The organism is Jeotgalicoccus halotolerans (assembly GCF_003387165.1).
Taxonomy (GTDB): Bacteria; Bacillota; Bacilli; order Staphylococcales; family Salinicoccaceae; genus Jeotgalicoccus; species Jeotgalicoccus halotolerans.
Map to the genome: position 1 here is coordinate 58,924 of NZ_QUMW01000015.1, position 17,894 is coordinate 76,817.

The 17,894-nt window shown below is 43.1% G+C and carries 17 protein-coding genes; 6 read left to right on the plus strand and 11 right to left on the minus strand.

Going from position 1 to position 17,894, the window contains the following annotated elements:
• Positions 1–19 precede the first annotated feature (19 nt).
• The 4 genes from DFR63_RS10330 to DFR63_RS10345 all read right to left on the minus strand — a co-directional run bounded on the left by DFR63_RS10330 (position 20) and on the right by DFR63_RS10345 (position 5,543).
• Complete coding sequence (locus DFR63_RS10330) at positions 20–685, minus strand: DUF6320 domain-containing protein (protein WP_115885870.1); 666 nt, start codon at positions 683–685, stop codon at positions 20–22.
• A 2-nt stretch (positions 686–687) separates the two neighbouring features.
• Positions 688–1,962 (minus strand): alcohol acetyltransferase, encoded by a 1,275-nt coding sequence (locus tag DFR63_RS10335; protein ID WP_115885871.1) that lies wholly within the window; start codon positions 1,960–1,962, stop codon positions 688–690.
• A gap of 173 nt (positions 1,963–2,135) precedes the next feature.
• Entirely contained in the window at positions 2,136–3,815 is a 1,680-nt protein-coding gene (locus DFR63_RS10340; protein ID WP_115885872.1) for an ABC transporter substrate-binding protein, read from the minus strand.
• Between the two features lie 45 nt (positions 3,816–3,860).
• Entirely contained in the window at positions 3,861–5,543 is a 1,683-nt protein-coding gene (locus tag DFR63_RS10345; RefSeq protein ID WP_115885873.1) for a glutathione ABC transporter substrate-binding protein, read from the minus strand.
• A gap of 305 nt (positions 5,544–5,848) precedes the next feature.
• Between DFR63_RS10345 and DFR63_RS10350 the strand changes: the two genes are divergently transcribed.
• From DFR63_RS10350 to DFR63_RS10370, 5 genes are read left to right on the plus strand one after another with little or no spacing between them, the layout of a single operon-like run.
• Positions 5,849–6,757, plus strand: a complete 909-nt coding sequence (locus DFR63_RS10350; RefSeq protein WP_115885874.1) for an ABC transporter permease — start codon at positions 5,849–5,851, stop codon at positions 6,755–6,757.
• A 12-nt stretch (positions 6,758–6,769) separates the two neighbouring features.
• Complete coding sequence (locus DFR63_RS10355; protein ID WP_115885875.1) at positions 6,770–7,690, plus strand: ABC transporter permease; 921 nt, start codon at positions 6,770–6,772, stop codon at positions 7,688–7,690.
• 15 nt (positions 7,691–7,705) lie between these two features.
• Entirely contained in the window at positions 7,706–8,713 is a 1,008-nt protein-coding gene (locus tag DFR63_RS10360; RefSeq protein WP_115885876.1) for an ABC transporter ATP-binding protein, read from the plus strand.
• A complete protein-coding gene (locus tag DFR63_RS10365; RefSeq protein ID WP_115885877.1) occupies positions 8,703–9,809 on the plus strand; it encodes an ABC transporter ATP-binding protein in 1,107 nt (368 codons plus the stop codon). The genes DFR63_RS10360 and DFR63_RS10365 overlap by 11 nt, the downstream gene beginning before the upstream one ends.
• A gap of 52 nt (positions 9,810–9,861) precedes the next feature.
• Positions 9,862–10,206, plus strand: a complete 345-nt coding sequence (locus tag DFR63_RS10370) for a hypothetical protein (RefSeq protein ID WP_147302219.1) — start codon at positions 9,862–9,864, stop codon at positions 10,204–10,206.
• On the opposite strand, the gene DFR63_RS10375 is transcribed toward DFR63_RS10370, so the two are convergent.
• From DFR63_RS10375 to DFR63_RS10405, 7 genes are all read right to left on the minus strand, one after another.
• Entirely contained in the window at positions 10,172–10,654 is a 483-nt protein-coding gene (locus DFR63_RS10375) for a DUF456 domain-containing protein (protein ID WP_115885879.1), read from the minus strand. The two genes, DFR63_RS10370 and DFR63_RS10375, sit on opposite strands and share 35 nt — an antisense overlap.
• A complete protein-coding gene (locus DFR63_RS10380) occupies positions 10,654–11,859 on the minus strand; it encodes an MFS transporter (protein ID WP_115885880.1) in 1,206 nt (401 codons plus the stop codon). Before DFR63_RS10380 ends, DFR63_RS10375 begins: the two co-directional genes overlap by 1 nt.
• A gap of 15 nt (positions 11,860–11,874) precedes the next feature.
• Positions 11,875–12,735 carry a LysR family transcriptional regulator gene (locus DFR63_RS10385; RefSeq protein ID WP_115885881.1) on the minus strand — a complete coding sequence of 287 codons (861 nt, stop codon included), beginning with the start codon at positions 12,733–12,735 and terminating at the stop codon, positions 11,875–11,877.
• A 45-nt stretch (positions 12,736–12,780) separates the two neighbouring features.
• Positions 12,781–13,317, minus strand: coding sequence for a ribonuclease FAU-1 family protein (locus DFR63_RS10390; protein ID WP_115885882.1), 537 nt, complete (start codon positions 13,315–13,317; stop codon positions 12,781–12,783).
• Positions 13,318–13,414: 97 nt separating this feature from the next.
• Positions 13,415–15,370: an ABC transporter permease gene (locus DFR63_RS10395; protein WP_115885883.1), complete on the minus strand. Its 1,956-nt coding sequence runs from the start codon at positions 15,368–15,370 to the stop codon at positions 13,415–13,417.
• Positions 15,342–16,247: an ABC transporter ATP-binding protein gene (locus DFR63_RS10400; RefSeq protein ID WP_115885884.1), complete on the minus strand. Its 906-nt coding sequence runs from the start codon at positions 16,245–16,247 to the stop codon at positions 15,342–15,344. Before DFR63_RS10400 ends, DFR63_RS10395 begins: the two co-directional genes overlap by 29 nt.
• Positions 16,244–16,624, minus strand: a complete 381-nt coding sequence (locus DFR63_RS10405; RefSeq protein WP_115885885.1) for a GntR family transcriptional regulator — start codon at positions 16,622–16,624, stop codon at positions 16,244–16,246. The genes DFR63_RS10400 and DFR63_RS10405 overlap by 4 nt, the downstream gene beginning before the upstream one ends.
• A 244-nt stretch (positions 16,625–16,868) precedes the next feature.
• Here DFR63_RS10405 and argF point away from each other — a divergent pair, with 244 nt between their 5' ends.
• The gene (gene argF, locus DFR63_RS10410) at positions 16,869–17,876 is read left to right on the plus strand and encodes an ornithine carbamoyltransferase (RefSeq protein ID WP_115885886.1); all 1,008 of its coding nucleotides are present in this window, start codon (positions 16,869–16,871) and stop codon (positions 17,874–17,876) included.
• The last annotated feature ends 18 nt before the right edge of the window (positions 17,877–17,894 follow it).

Below are 17,894 nucleotides of genomic sequence, written 5' to 3' on the forward strand. Positions count from 1 at the left end.
CCCTTTATCTTCTATTATATTAAAAATGGAATCTTCTGCCGAGCTGTGTCATGAACGACTGGTTGGCAATCAGCAGCATTGCAATAAATGTCGCTGCACCGAACGATGCTGCGGATACGCTTGGCCACAGCACGTCTGCCACCCCCGTAAAGTAAAGTATAAGCGGCAGAAAACCGAGTGCAATCATCAGAAGCAGAAAGCTGATGTAGCCCGTCCATTTCAGACGGACCTTTATAATGATAATTGAAATCAGCATGATGCCTGCAATAATCACAAACGGCACGACGTAATTGACCGACCACTGCATTGAACCCGACATGCCGTCGATTACGAGTAAAAGTATTGTCAGACTAACGACCTGGGCGGTTATCTTACCGCCGAGATGCGAAGCTGACAGTATCGTATGGTTCAGTGATACAAGCAGATAAAAGACTGCGACCGCCACATAGAAAACCCACAGGAAATGCGGCATAACGATTAAGTTCACGATAAAGCAGATCAGCGTTGCAAGTATACCGCCGATAATTGCGAGTCTCGATATACGTGCGCGCATTTTATATTCCTGCTGATCGTAGACGGGGTACGCTCTCGTTTCTTCAGCATTTCTATCTTCAGACAGCAGCTTATGGCACAGCGGACATGTATTTTCCGCCGTGACGATTTCGCATTCCGTGCATCTGTTCATTGCTACTCACCCCATCCGTTTGAAGATACTGTCACATCAAGTCCTGTCAGTCTTGTAATCTCTTTAAAAAACGTTTTTATAATTTTATTTTCCTCTATTGAACGTGAAAATGTAATCGTTAATTTATCGTTTACTGTTGCCGTGCCGCAGTTAATCGGACTTTTATTTGTCGGATAAAGTACGACATCCATCGAATCGGCATAGGGCTGCATCGATTCCGGCAGCTGAATATTGCCGAGGTTCGACAGAGTCAATGTCTTTGCCCTCTCGCCGAACTGGTTAAATGCAAAACGCATCACCGGATATTTAATGAATACGGGAACGATTCTTAGCCATAAATGACTTTGAAAGGCCACGAACCGGTTAATACCTTCCTGCAGAAAATTCTTATCAGTTTTAGCAATCAGCTGCTGTGTCACCTGTTCGATAATTTCTTCAAGCGATACATCATCGCTCATTCTCACGCCGATATTCGAAACCGAAAAAAAGTTTCGGATAGATACCGAAGGGAAATGCCGCCGCAGACTGACTGGCATCGCTACTGTTATCAGTGAAGATTTAGATTTTTCCCGGTGTTTTTCCATATGAATAACTTTTATCAGCAAACTTGTTAAAAAACCTGTCAACGAGGTGCCCTCGGCTTTTGCAAATGTATTGAGCGCTTTGGCATCGACTATCCCCTGAATAACATTAATTCCCGGCGGGTTTAATGTCGTACCTTTCAGCTGGTATGCTTTCTTATCGCTTGATGCCGGATTTTTAACCTCACGCGAGGTTGCATATTTTTCGAAGCTGTCTTCCACTTCTTCTCGTTTTGGTGCATCGTGCGGCAGCATAATATATGTGCCGTCCGCTTCAACCGGTTCACCTTTCAGCAGTAAATACTCATATGCTAATGTTTTTAAAAATTCTGCTGCACCGCCGCCATCTGTCAGTGAGTGGAACACTTCGACTGAGATGCGTTTTTTAAAGTACAGCACACGGATTAAAAATGCATTATTCTCTTTTCTGTCTATCGGTGCACACGGATAATCCGTTTCTTCTTTAACGAGCAGCACCTGATCATTCTGTTCAAGGAAATCCCAGAACAATCCTTTACGGACTCTGACCGTCAAGGTAGGGAACCTCAGCACAACAATATCCAGTGCTTCCTGCAGAATTTTTGGATCAACCATTTCGTGAAGCGTCATCGATACACGAAAGACTGCAGAGTTCGAAGCGTTCGATACTGCATGAAATATCTTCCCTGTATTATCTATTTTATACCATTGATCCATGTCACAACCTCCGAAGAAAATATTGAGCATTTTTTCTTTACTTACTATATATTGTAGAGCGAAAAGAAAGAAAGAGCTATTTTTTTCTTTTACTCTGATAAATGTAAATTCAAAAGAAAAACAGAAGCAAAGTCTACTATAGTAATAGCAGTTCTGCTTCTGTCCAGTGATTGTTACTCAGTTTGTTCTTCCAAGGTGACCGTTCTGAAATCGGGTTTCGCCAGGTGTCCTGTGTCGAGATTTCCAACTTCTGCACGTGCTGCATGAGCACTTGCCGCCTGTCTGATAAAAATAGACGGCTGCTCTTCAACGAGTATCTGGTCAACTTTTTTATAAATTTCCGCCCGCTTATCCGAATCTGATTCCTGACGTCCCTCTTCAAGAAGTTTATCGACTTCTTCGTTGTCAAAGAAGGCACGGTTGCCGCCCGGCCCTTTCATTGAAGAGTGGAACAGCGGCCACAGCCCCTGGTCCGGATCGCCTACTGCATTCGGCCAGCCGAGGATAAATAAATCATGTTCGCCGTTCGATATGGCTTCGAGGTAAGTACCCCACTCAAGCTGTTCAACTTCAAGATTAATACCGATTTCTTTCAGCTCTTCCTGCAGCAGGACCGCGATATCAATACGTTCAGGTACATCGTTCGTCATAATTTTTAAGTTCAGACCGTCTTCATAGCCTGCTTCTTTCATTAACTCTTTTGCACGCTCCGGGTTATGTTCAAGATCTTCCAGATCCTCGTCGTAGCCGAGCACCTCTTCCTGCAGCGCGCCTTTCATCGTGCGGCCCTGACCGTAGTAGACACCTTCCATAATCGCTTCTTTATCTACCATATGAGCAATCGCCTGGCGTACCTTTTTGTCGGCCAGCGCACCTTTTTCTGTATTCATTCCGACATATTCATTAGAAATATTATATACACCGTCTTCGGTGACTATTTCCGGATTATTTACAAGGCGGTCCCACTGGGAATTTTCAATGCCGTATATAAAGTGGGACTGGCCGGTTTCAAGTTCTGCAATACGTGCTGTCGCTTCGGTCACCACTTTAAAGGTCAGCGTCTCGATTTTTGCAGGTTCACGCCAGTAGTCATCAAAGCGTTCAACAACTACTGATTCCCCGGGAATTCTAGACTGGAACTTCATGTATCCTGTACCAACCGGGTTTTGTTCAATCACTGCACCCGTATCACTGCCGATTGCATTCGCAGCTTTATCGAATTCTTCGCCGCCTTCAGCTCGGAGTCCGTAATATTCATCTGCCGTCATATCGAGCCCTGCATTGTCAATTGCGTTCTGATAATCTTCATCGATAACTGCTTTAGAAACGATACCGCCGGCATCGTGCGCCAGATAATTCGGCAGCGCCGCAAATGGATATTCCGTTACCACTTCGACCGTATAGTCATCAAGCACATTAATTTCTTCAATCATTTCAAAAATATTCGCCCGTGATGACGCAACAGCCGGGTCAACAATACGTTCGATACTCGCTTTAAAAGCTTCCGCATTAAAGTCTGTGCCGTCATGGAACTTCACATCATCTCTCAACTTAAATTTCCAGGTTGTATCATTCACCTGTTCAAAATCCGCGGCCAGTGTCATTTCCGGTTCCATATTCTCGTCTATATCAAATAATCCTTCATATAATACATCTCTCCGCTGATCCGACGGCAGATCATTTTGCCCCGCCGGGTCAAGCGATGAAGTATCACTTGCATAAGATGCGATAAAATCTCCCCCTGAAGTATTCGTTTCGCCGTCTTCATCTGCAACTTCCACATTTGCATCACTCGTACAAGCTGCAAGTCCAAGTGCCATTGCAGCGATAGTTAAACGTTTGAAATACTTCATATTATACATCCCCCTGGATTAAGGTCATTTTTTTATGATAAAACCCTACTGCTCATTAATAGTGACATTTCTGAAATCCGGTTTATTAAAGTGGCTGATATAGAGCCCTTCTACTTCGGTACGTGCAGCATTCGCACTCTGCGCCTGCCTGATAAAGACTGCCGGCTGTTCTTCTACGAGTATTTCATCAATTTCCTGATAGATTGCTTCGCGCTTGTTATCATCCAGCTCTCTTCGCCCTTGTTCAAGCAGCTCATCAACTTCTTCGCTGTCAAAGAAAGTACGGTTGCCGCCTGCTCCCTGCATCGATGAATGGAACAGCGGCCAAATGCCCTGATCCGGGTCGCCGACAGGATTCGGCCAGCCGAGAATGAATAAGTCGTGCTCCCCGTTTGATACTGCTTCCAGGTAAGCACCCCATTCAAGCTGTTCAATATTTAAATTAATTCCGACTTCTTTCAGTTCTTCCTGAAGGTAAATCGCAAGGTCGACACGCTCTGGTGAGTCATTTGTCATAATCGTTAAGTCAAAGCCGTCACCGTAGCCTGCTTCTTCAAGCAACTCTTTCGCACGTTCCGGATCGTACTGGAGATCTTCAAGATTTTCGTTATACCCGAGAATTTCCTCTTGAAGAGCGCCTTTCATGGTGCGGCCGATACCGTAGTATATTCCGTCCATAATCGTTTCTTTGTCGACCATATGGCCGATTGCCTGCCGTACCCGTTTATCCTCAAGCGGCCCTTCTTGTGTGTTCATGCCGATATATTCGTTAGACAGGTTGTAAACCGGATGTGTTTCCATTTCCGGATGGTTCTCTATACGGTCCCACTGAGCATTATCAAATCCCTGAATAAAATGAGACTGGCCGGTTTCAAGTTCAGCGATTCTTGAGGCATCTTCTGCAACGACTTTAAATGTAATCGTATCGAGTTTCGCCGGTGTATCCCAATAGTCTTCGAAGCGTTCAACGACTACATTTTCACCAGGCGAACGGGACTGAAATTTCATATAGCCTGTACCGACAGGTTTCTGTTCAACGACTGCACCGGTATGACTGCCCGCTTCTTCTGCTGCTTCTTCATAAGCTTCGCCGCCGTTTTCACGCAGACTGTAAAACTCATCCAGTGTCATATCAAGTCCTGCTTCATCAATCGCATTCTGATAATCTTCATCGATAACTGTCGTAGAGACCATGCCGCCCGCATCGTGTGCCAGATAATTCGGCAGTGCCGCAAACGGATACTCCGTAATGATTTCAACTGTATAATCATCGATAACGTTGACTTCTTCTATCATTTCGAAAATATTCGCGCGGGATGATGCGACTGCAGGATCGACAATTCTTTCGATATTCGCTTTTACTGCTTCAGCGGTAAATTCAGTGCCGTCGTGAAACTTAACGCCTTCCCGCAGATGGAACTCCCAAGTTGTCTCATCTGTCTGTTCGTATGTCTCAGCAAGACGCGGTTCCGGTTCAAGGTCGTCATTTAAGTAAAGCAGTCCTTCGTAAATCACATTTCTCCGCTGGTCTGAAGGCAGATCGTTCTGCCCTGCCGGGTCAAGCGAAGAAACATCCGTGGCGTAAGATGCAACAAGATCTCCGCCTGCCGCCGGTTCTTCTGTATTTCCTTCTTCATCTGAAACTTCGACATCCGAGTCGCTCGTACAGGCAGCGAGCACGAATATAAGTGCAGCCAGTAATAAATATGTATAATATTTCTTTGCCAATTTACAGCCTCCGTTATTGTGATATAATCAATTCATAGTAAATATATATGCATTGTAATCCAGATTATATCACTCGGAATTAAAGAGTTGCAACATCTATTTTAAAATTACAGACTGCTGCAACCCTTGGGGGGCTTAAGGAAACGTTTTCAATTATCTATACTTTTGTGAATATTGGCAGTAAAAAGTATAGACTTAAGGGATTCATTCTTGGTATAGTCTATACAACGATATATTATGAATAAATATGTCTGTTACATTTAGATTTATCTTAATATTTAGTTTTTAGAGGGGGTTTAAGTTGTATGTCAAATATACAACCAAGTCAGGTTCCAGTAAGAAAACCTGCCAATCGTAGACTCGACAATTTCAAAGACTTCTATAAGAAGCTTCGAAAAAACAAAGCAGCGCTTGTCGGTCTTTACGTATTGGTATTTTTATTTTTCGTTTCAATCTTTGGCGCACTGGACGCTAACTATAATATATTGGGCGTGAATTCAAACGCTACAAACCTTACTGATAAACTGCTGGGTCCTTCAGCGCAGTACTGGTTTGGAACAGATCACCTGGGCCGCGATATCTTTTATCGTATTCTTCACGGAATGTACATAACACTGGGTGTAGGTTTCGCAGCAACCTTTATGGCTGCCTTAGTCGGAGTGCCGATTGGTCTCCTTGCAGGTTATTACGGCGGATGGCTTGATACTGTCATCATGCGTTTAATGGATGTCCTGCTTGCATTCCCGGGCATCCTGCTTGCACTTGCGATTGTCAGTGTTCTCGGCGGAAGTACGATTAACGTTACCGTCGCTATTGCAATCGGAGCACTGCCGCAGTTCGCACGTATTGTCCGCGGGTCTACGCTGACAACGAGGAAACTCGAGTATATCGACGCAATCAGAGCACTCGGTGCAAAAGACGGAAAAATTATATTCCAGCACATTCTGCCGAATATAATGTCGCCGATTATCGTTAACACAACTCTATTTATCGCAACTGCGATTTTATCAGCAGCGGGTCTGTCTTTCCTAGGGTTAGGTGTACAGCCGCCGACTCCTGAGTGGGGGGCTATGCTTAACGACGGACGTAACTACATGTACCAGGCAGCCCACATTACATTCTTCCCTGGTATGATGATCGTTATCGTAGTACTCGCATTTAACTTATTCGGAGATGGTCTTCGCGATGCTCTGGATCCGAAAGCCAAGAAATAGGAGGAGGATATCATGACAAAATTTATAATTCGCAGATTGCTGCAGCTTATTCCCGTGCTCCTCGGAGTTACGGTGCTCGTATTCAGTCTGATGCACCTCACTCCGGGTAACCCTGCTGTGATTATGGCCGGAGAAAGTGCACCGGAAGCTACTGTTAAAGCGATTGAGGCAAGGCTCGGGCTAAACGACCCGCTTTACGAGCAGTATTTCAGATTTTTAGGGAACGCGGCACAGCTGGACTTCGGTTCTTCTATCCGTGACAACATTCCCGTTTTCAACCATATCAGCGCACGTTTTGCAATTACACTTGAACTATCTGTAATGGCTATGATCTTCAGTGTTTTCTGGGGTCTGTTAGCCGGGATTATTTCAGCAGTAAGAAGATATACATTTGAAGATGTTGCAATGATGGTCGTTGCACTGTTCGGTCTGTCAATGCCGAACTTCTGGCTTGGACTGATGTTAATTCAATGGTTTGCGATTGAGTTTCAGATCTTTAAACCTACAGGCTGGGGCAGTCTTGAACAGAACGTTCTGCCGGTTATTACGCTCGGTACGGCCGGTGCTGCCATAATTGCACGTATGACACGAAGCAGTATGCTCGATGTTATTGATCAGGATTACATTCGTACCGCACGTGCCAAAGGTGTTAAAGAAGGTACAGTTATTTTACGCCACGCGCTTAAAAACGCGATGATTCCGGTAATTACTGTTATCGGTATTCAGTTCGGTTCATTCCTGTCCGGTTCTGTACTTACGGAAAGTGTTTTCGCAATCAATGGACTCGGAAGGTTAATCATCGATTCAATCCTTCAGCGCGACTTCCCTGTCGTTCAGGGTGCAATACTCGTTATCGCGGTAGTGTTCGTTATCGTTAACCTGGTCGTTGATATTACGTATAGACTGCTGAACAAACGGGTGGACTTAAACTAAGAAGGAGTGAAAATCATGTCAGAAGAAATGATTCTCGATATAGAAGATCTCCGCACTTCCTTCTTCGTTGATTCCAACGAAGTAAAGGCTGTCGACGGAGTAACATTCCAGGTTCCTAAAGGTAAAACTTTAGGTATCGTTGGAGAGAGCGGGTCAGGTAAAAGTATTTCTGCCCTCTCGGTTTTAAGATTAATAGAAAGCCCCGGTGAAATTATCGGAGGCAGCATTAAATATAAAGGCGAGGATTTAACAAAAGTTAAAAATTCGCGCATGCGCCAAATCCGAGGTAATGAAATCTCAATGATTTTCCAGGAGCCGATGACGTCGCTTAACCCGACATTTACTATCGGCCAGCAGCTTCGTGAATCTTATAAAATTCACGAAGGTCTCGGTAAAAAAGAAGGTACAAAACGTGCAATTGAGATGCTTGAACTCGTCGGCATTCCTTCACCGGAAAAACGCGTTGACCAGTATCCTTTCGAACTCTCAGGCGGTATGAGACAGCGCGTTATGATTGCGATGGCATTGGCCTGCAAGCCTGAACTGCTTATCGCAGACGAGCCGACAACTGCCCTCGATGTAACAATTCAGGCGCAGATTCTCGAACTGATTAAAGAACTTCAGGAAGAGATCGGCATGAGTGTTGTTATGATTACACACGACCTCGGTGTTGTTGCGGAGACGTGTGATTATGTCGCTGTAATGTATGCCGGGAAAGTTGTTGAATTCGCTGATGTTTATACATTATTTGAAAATCCGAAACACCCTTATACTGTCGGACTCTTAAATTCACTGCCGCGCCACGATAAATCGCAGGATGAGCTGATTCCGATTAAAGGTAATGTACCTGCACCAAACGAAATGCCGTCCGGCTGCCGTTTTGCACCCCGCTGCCCTTTCGCATCGGATATTTGCAACACACTGCCCGAACTCGAAGATCAGGGAGACGGCAACGAAGTCAGATGCTGGATTTATACTGATCAGTGGGATGGAGATAAGGAGGTACAGGTCAATGCCAAGTAAACAGCCATTATTAAATGTTGAAAATCTGGAACAGCACTTCCCGATTAAAGGAGGTATCCTCGGACGTACAGTCAATCATGTGAAAGCTGTCGACGGTATTACTTTTTCAATCGATAAAGGTGAAACGATAGCAGTTGTTGGGGAGTCAGGCTGTGGTAAATCAACTACAGGCCGTGCTATTCTTCGTCTCGATGAACCTACTGGCGGTAAAGTTGAGTTCGAAGGCCAGGACGTTCTTGCCATGTCTAAAGATGAGATGCGCAAAATGAGAAAAGATATGCAGATTATTTTCCAGGATCCTTATGCGTCATTAAACCCGCGTAAAACTGTCAGACAGACATTATGGGAAGCCATGGATATTCAAAAAGTCGTTCCCCGCAAAGAGCGCAACGACCGTATTATTGAATTGATGGAAACTGTAGGACTGCAGCGTCACCAGATCGACCGCTACCCTCATGAATTTTCAGGCGGGCAGCGCCAGCGTATCGGGATTGCACGTGCGCTCTCAGTTAATCCTAAATTAATCATTTGTGATGAGGCCGTATCTGCGCTGGACGTATCAATCCAGGCTCAGGTGCTTAACCTGTTAAAGAGACTGCAGCGCGATCTCGGATTAACTTATCTCTTTATCTCTCATGACCTTGGTGTTGTCCGTCATATTGCCGACCGCATCATCGTAATGTATTTAGGGAAAATCGTTGAGGTCGGAGATACAGATTCTATCTTTGAAAACCCTCAGCACCCGTACACGAAAGCATTGCTGTCAGCAATACCTGTACCGGACCCGCGTAAAAAATCAGAACGCATTTTCCTGCGCGGCGATGTGCCGTCACCGATTGATCCTCCGACGGGCTGCCGCTTCCATACGAGATGCCCGTTCGCGACAGATCACTGCCGTACGGAAGTCCCGGAGCTTGAGCAGAAAGATGCTGAATACGCAGGCTTCCACAAAGTTGCATGTCACTATGCATTAGACATCCAAAGAGGGAAACACGAACCGCAGTACGAAATGTACAACGTCCGTGAAATACTCGATGATGAAAGTGAAGACGCAGCAACAGATAAAGGCGAAGAATATACAAAAACTGAAAAATAATGATAAGGTCCCCGCAATTGCGGGGGCTTTTTTTGGTTGGGGAGGTTGGACGTTGTCGTTTGTTTCGACGACGACGTTTAACGGGACTTGGATGGTGTCGTTTAATTTGACGACGACGTTTAACGGGGCTTGGATGGTGTCGTTTAATTTGACGACGACGTTTAACAAGGGTTGGATGGTGTCGTTTACTTCGACGACGACGTTTAACAAGGTTTGGATGGTGTCGGTCATCATAATTACTAAAAAAGTAATCTTGGTTAAAATCTATGAATTTTTCTGGTCTGATATCACTCGAATCCCGTCATCAAAAAATCCGCACCTCAAAACCGAGATGCGGATTTTTATCATATATCGTATAGAGTCTAATATAAAAATACATCTAACAGGAAGAATATAACCAGGAAGATGTATATTATCACATCGAAGATTGCACTTGAGATAAAGGCTAAAAATGAGCCTACTGATGCTTTCAACGCCTTGCTCATATCTTTTATCTGTATGAATTCCACAAAGAATACGAAGACAAAAGGTACGAACAACACACCGAACGGCGGGTAAACAAACATTCCGACAATAGCACCGATAATTGCTGCCCATTCGCCTTTTTTACTGCCTCCGAATTTTTTCACGAAGTAACTGTTTGCTGCCACGTCACTGATAAGCGCTACGAGTGTCAGCGCTCCGGCGATTACCCAGAACATCCATGACAGTTCGTCGCCGATGAAAAAGTTGTATACTAAAAATCCTATCCAGAACATGAGTACTGAAGGCAGCACTGGATATATGATTCCGGCAAATCCGAGTACAAATGATGCGATGACAATGAGCCATAAAATAATGTCCATCAAATTTCTCCTTTTCTGACTTCTTTCTTAGTAAAGAAGAACAGGATAAATGCTATAAATAAAAATGTACCACTGATGTAAAATGAATTTTCCACACCGAGCACGTCATTCGCAATACCGCCAAGCAAATTGCCGAGCAGCTGCCCGACTATCATAGCGTTAGCGAATAAGGTTGATGCGTAGCCGGGAAACTGCGGCAGCAGGTCCTGGAAATAACTGATTCCGAGACCGAGTAATATTGCTAAAAATAAAGCGAGCGGCAATTGTCCAATTAGCATCATGGTGTAGCTTTCAAAGATTCCAATCGATAAAAAGTACATGCTGCCGATAAAACCGGCAATGATTAAAAGTGTTTTTGATGATACGCGTGAAGCGACATATCCCATAAATATCATAAGCGGCACTTCAAGCCCCGCACATAAACTTGCGAGTATACCAACTGCACTATCCGCTTCCCCTAGATACCCCGTTACAAACAGCGGCATATTCAAGAGGTACATCCATTGTCCCACGTGAAGAAAGACAAAAGCAATAAACGGTATAAATAAAGTCAGACTGGTTAACAGATTCGGACTTTTTGGTTCCTCGTATCCGGTAATTTCAATCGTATTTTCTACCGCTGGCGGGTTTGAGTTTTTAATCAGAAAGCTCGACATAAAGACGACAGCGAACATAATGACTGTACCGAAAAACAAGCCGGTAAAATCGTAGCGGGCAAGCAGGATGGAACCGACGAGCGGTCCGAACAGGAAACCGAAGCTGAACATCGAACGCAAAATCGTGTTTGCCATCACCGCGATACTTGAACGGTACTGGTTAATCGATTCGCGGGCGGATGCATACAGCTGGGGCATCGCAGGAGCACCCAATGAAAAGAATATAATATAAGAAATAATCAGTATCCAGGTATTTGGAATAATTAAGAAGCTTAAAAATGCCATGATCTGCATCAAGAGAGCCGCAATGATTAAATACTTGCGGTCAAATTTGAGCCTGTCGCTGTAACGGCCGATAATCGTGTTGACAAAAAAACTGCCGACAGCTGCCGAAGCCATGAATATACCGTAACCAGTAGAAGACATTCCATGTATTTCCGTCATAAAAATAACGAGGAAGGGGGCTGTGATCGCAACCGCCATCCCAAGCATGGTCATATTCGTTAAAAATAATTTGTAGTTCTGTATTTGAAATAAGTCTTTGATCATCTTCGTCCCCCGGCTTTAGTGTCCGCTGTTATGCGAATCTCTTTTGATTAAGTCGATAAAAGACTCTACCTGCGGCAGCATGAGTACACTCTTGTCGTAAGAAATATAAGTGTCGCGGGTCAGCGGTTTGCCGTCTACCAGAACTTCTTCGATATGATAATTATCGAGGTCCAGGCCGTCTAATACCAGTTCAGGCAGCACTGTAATGCCGACTTTTTTACGCAGTAATTCGCGGCAGGTCGTAATCTGATCGACGAAAATTTGAGGTTCATATTTAATATTGAAACGTTCTTCAAAATAATTTTTAATATGCGTAATATAGTCGGGATCTGCCTGGAATTCTATTACGGCGAGATCTTCAAGCTCGACATCTTTCGGAGTGACCAGGTAGTGTTTATCGCTGTAGAGCAGTTCATTTTCCTTATTTAAAATACGGGCACCGCGTACAATTGATAAGTGATAGTCGCCCTGGTTCGCAATAATTTCTTTGGTCGAACCCACGTCAATTTTAACGTTTACATTCGGGAAATCACTTAAATACTTTGCCAGAATATCCGGCAGAATCGTATAGCCGATTAAAGACGATACACCAATTGAAATTTTCCCTTCAATCGCGCCTTCATTCGCCTGAATATAATCTTTAACGAGACGTTCTTCATCGACGACCTTTTTAGCATGTGCAATGATTCTTTCTCCGGCGCCGGTTGTATAGAGCGCTTTTTTAGTTCTGATAAAAATCTGCACACCCCATTCGTCTTCGATGGACTTCAGACGCTGACTGACTGCCGGCTGTGATATGTAGAGCTTTTCAGCTGCTTTACGCAAGGTTTTAGCTTCGCTTAATGTTGCAAGTAAACGATAATCATCAACTTTCACGACATTACCTCCAGTGAATAAGCCATCCCCGTTTCCCCTGGATGGCTACATTAATTTTTTAAGTTCTTTTAAACACGATGCCGCAAGTTTTTTAAACTGGCTGAAATCCCTGTCAATTTCCGCCATCAGCTCGCGCGCAGTCCGATAGGCAAAATCTCTTTCTTCCTGACTGATAACCCCCTTTTTGAAAGCGCGTTTAATGTCCTCTTCATCTACGAGTTCATAACGACCGTCCGGCAGCACCAGAACGTCGAGATATAAGTCCTGCCGCCGGGCTTTTCCGAGTTCCAAAGTATGAGAATAGTTAATATCAAAATAATATTGTATTTCCTGCCATCTTTCATCATACATGACAGTAATGCTGTAATTACGTTTTTCAGGCAGGAGCTGCATCCATTTAAAATTGTTAGCCACAACTAACGTATCTTCTCCGACCACGCGAACACTGAGCGGTTCACGAACTTTATGCATATGAATGATACCTGCCAAAATTCTCTCACCATGACAAGTAATGATTGTTTCATCATATTTTGAGCGCACCAGCCGACGCCATTTTTTCTTATCCAGATACTTAGTTTTCATGGCATTCATCTCCTACTGGTAATTATACAAAAAAAAGAAAACAAAAGTATAGAGATAGGCATTAATTTTACCTATCTCTATAACTTTTGCTTATATTTTATTGTATAGCCAGAATGCTGAAATCCATTTCTGCCGGATAATCTTCTTCTGATTCTGTATAATCCGGGTAACTGTATATGAGCAGTTTGCTGCCTTCAGGCGCCAGTTCTCCATCGTTGACCTGGCTGATAATATCTGTTTTTTGCTCTTCAGATAAGTTTTCAAGCTCATGTTTTTCTGCCAGTTCCCGTATGTTCAGTTCCTTGTAATCATTAAAGAATGTTTCAAGTTCATCAGCTTGTATGTCCGCGATGAACATTTCACTCGACTGATTAAGGTATAATATTTCTTCCATCAGAAGATCAGATTCTGCAATCCGTTTTAGAACTGCTTCATTATAAATTGAGCTCATGCCCGACTCGTAATTGTTTTCATAATTAGCACTTGCTTCAATACGACCCGTTTCATTTGCGATATAAGGATTATAGTCCATTAATTGAGCGCTGTGATTCTTATAATCTTCTATTAATGACCGGTCTGCTCTCAGAGTATTGTTAAACAGCCACAGCTCGGTCATTTCCGGATGACGTTTAATGTTTTCAAGGAAGTCCGCATTAATATTATATCTGTCCGAATTCAGCTGCTTAGTAATTTGCACTGCTTCAGAATCATTCTGAAGTGTGTGGAAAGTACGATTCATCACACTGCCGTCTTCCATCTTGTACTGGAATTCTAGCCGGGCAGTTTCATCCCCGGCATATATATTCGGGAAAGATTTATCTTCAATCGCAGCTTCATGTGCTTTGATTGCAGATTCAATCACTTTTTCGTCATCATTAAATAAAAATCCTTCTTCGAAATACTCGTTGAGAGAGTCGTTCGTGTAATACATATAATCGTCAGCAATATAAACACTTGCTACTTCTTTTTCGGACGGCACATCATTTACATATTTTGTCCAGCCGATTAAAAATACAAGCCAAAAAATAATAATAACAAGCACCGTAAATACTATCGACTTCCAGCTGAACTGTATTTTCACACTGTTCTGGAAGAACATTTCGACAATTAAGTAAGCAACAATTGCACCTACCGCAAATCCAAAAATAGATACTGCTGGAGAAACTGGTATTAACAGCGATACCGAGGCCCCTACTGCCAGCATACCGGCAATCGTCGTTACTGCTGTCAAAATTTCTTTCAGCCAGATAAAGTTAAAGCTCGCTGTCACTTTCTCATTGCGACGGTATTTATACAGCACAAAAGACAATACAATCAGCAGGATGGCTGCTGCAGCCCACACAAGGCTGAGCGGCGTATTAATTCCGTCATAAAGCTGGGTGACTGCAATATAAGGAAACGTTGCGTTCAGCACTAATTCTGAATGTTCCATAAATAATGATGAAATTCCATCATATAATACACTTGCCGCCGCATACGTTAATGCCCATACGGCGAGCGGAAGGAACAAGCCCAGAATAATCACCTGCATGTGCAGGAAGATACCATTAACTAAAAACCCTGTAAATATTGCTATCGCAAAAATAACAAAGTGAGCAAAAAGAGCATAGATTAACCATTTACCGATATCCGTTACTGCAATTTCCGGAATGAATATCATCCGCTCAATAAGCAGTATTACGGCACTGATAACCAGTGGGACAACGATTGCTGTTATGCCCGTTAATAAGACATGTATCAAAAGAGCTGTCCGTTTAACCGGCAGACTGTGCATGAAATCAGATGAACTTTCATCGTTTAAATAGTTCAGTAAAAACATGGCTAAAAACGCTGTGAAAATCATACCGATAATCAGCTGCCCGGAAGCTATTTGAAATAAGAAGTTTTCCGGAATCTGATAGTCCGGATAAAAATCTCTGTCAAACGTCACAATCCATATCGACAGAGGCAGAGCAATAATATTTAAGGCCATAAAGACAATCGTCAGCCAGAATATCGTACCCGTGAAATGGGACAGTAATGTTTTATTCAACAATGATGTTTGAGATTTCATAACCGAGTTCCCCCATTTCATAAGTAAATATTTCTTCCAGCGTCAGCGGCAGGATGTCGTACATCAGCGGATTATATTTCGTCACTTTTTCTTCCAGATTAGATATATCTCCTTTTACTATACACGTAATAATACGTCCTTTAACTTTATGGTGAACGACATTCAGATCAGTGAAAAACTTATCTTCAGGCAGTTCTTTAAAGGCAATCTGCAGCTTGCAGTGCGTGCCTCTGATATCCGTCAGTTCTTTGTGGAAGAGTATTTTTCCGTCATGCATAATCGATACCGAGTCGCACAGGTCTTCCATTTCTCTTAAGTTATGACTTGAAGCAACGACAGTCATCCCGTGGTTAGCAATGTCCTGCATCAGAATATTTTTAACCTGTTTCCGCATAATCGGATCGAGGCCGTCAAACGGTTCATCCAGCAGCATCACTTTCGGTCTCGCTGAGAACGCAAGGATAAAGGCAGCCTGCCGCTTCATTCCTTTCGACAGCTGATTCAGCTGTTTATCAGGTGCAATACCGAAGTGACCCGACAGTTGTAAAAAACGTTCCTCCGACCAGTTCTTATACATTGCTTTGTAAAATTTCGCCATCTTCTTTAAGCTCGCGCCTTTAAAAAAGAAGGGAATATCGTGCATGAAGATTACATCGCTTTTAATATCCGGGTTCTCATAAATACTTTGGCCATCGTAGCTCACCGTGCCGCTGTCCGCTTTATAAATGCCCGACAGCACCTTCATCAATGTTGTTTTGCCTGCTCCATTCGATCCTAAAAGCCCATGAATCGTACCTTCTGTAATTGATAAATCTATATTCTCAACTGCAGTATTTTTACCAAAACTCTTCTTTGCACCATTTATCAAAAGCTTCATTCCTGTCCCTCCTTTTCGCGTTCTGCTTTATCTATCATTGCTTTTAAAGATACTCCCGGCACATCAAGAAACACCAGCTCCTTAATCAGACGTTCCACTTCTGCCGTTAATGTTTTAATATGCTCTCTGTTCATTGTTTCCGTCATATCATTCACAAAACTCCCTTTTCCGGGACGGGAAATCACGTACCCTTCCCTTTCCAATTCTCTGTAAGCTTTCTGGATCGTGTTGGGATTAATCGTAAGTTCCTGGGCCAGACTGCGTACTGACGGCAGTTTTTCTTCCGGCAGCAGCACTCCTTGAATAATCAGACGTTTTACGTTTTCTGTAATCTGTTCATATATAGGCATGCGGCTTTTTACATCGATATCAAACACGTATCCACCTCCTGTTGGTTTGCTGTACTAACTGTATTAATTAATATAGTACAGCTAAAACAGAACATCGTCAATTAATTTATTATTATTTTGATAACTTAAATTTATACTAAATAAAGAGAATATATACGTTAAAGCACTTGATTTATGAATTTAATTTGTATATTATAAACAACAACCAATAATTATAAATATACATTATAACGAATAATAATTAGATAATGAGTTTAAAAGGAGTGTTTTCATGCATTTTCAAGGAAAAAGTTTTTTAACAATCAGTGATTTCAATAAGAAAGAAGTCGAATATCTGATTGATTTTGCTATTCATTTAAAACAATTAAAGAAAAATAATATTCCTCACCAGTATTTAAAAGGACAGAATATCGCACTGCTGTTTGAAAAGTCTTCTACCCGTACACGTGCTGCTTTTACAGTCGCAGCAAATGATCTTGGAGCGGCACCTGAGTTTTTAGGTTCCGGTGATATCCAGCTCGGTAAAAAAGAATCTGTAACAGATACCGCTAAAATTTTAGGCAGCATGTTCGACGGTCTGGAATACAGAGGACAGAGTCAGGCAGTCGTTGAAGAACTTGCTGAACACTCAGGTGTGCCTGTCTGGAACGGTCTGACAGACGCCTCACATCCTACACAGATGATTGGCGACTTCATGACGATTAAAGAAGAGTTCGGCACATTTGATGGCCTTAAGCTTGTCTACTCGGGAGACGGACGTAACAATGTTGCGAACTCACTGCTTGTAACGGCAGCCATTCTCGGTATTGATGTCACAATCGCAGCTCCGGAATCGCTATCCCCGGAAGATGCTTACGTGACGCTGGCACAAGAGTACGCCAAAAAATCCGGCTCAGCTGTTGAAATTACTTCGGACATTAAAGCAGCTGTTAAAGATGCAAATGTGCTTTATACAGACGTCTGGGTATCCATGGGTGAAGAAGAACACTTTGAAGAACGAGTGAATACACTCCTTCCATATCAGGTTAATAAGGCGCTTCTTTCAGAAGTCAGCGAGAACTTTATCTTCATGCACTGCCTGCCGGCCTTTCACGATACAAATACCGAGTACGGAAAAAATGTCGCTGAAGAGTTCGGTATTGAAGAAATGGAAGTTACATCTGAAGTATTCGAAGCAGATTACGCGAAACAGTTTGAACAGGGTGAAAACCGCATGCATTCTATTAAAGCGATTATGGCAGCAACGAACGGCAGCTTATTTATACCGGATTTAAATTGATAAAAATTCAGGAGGTCA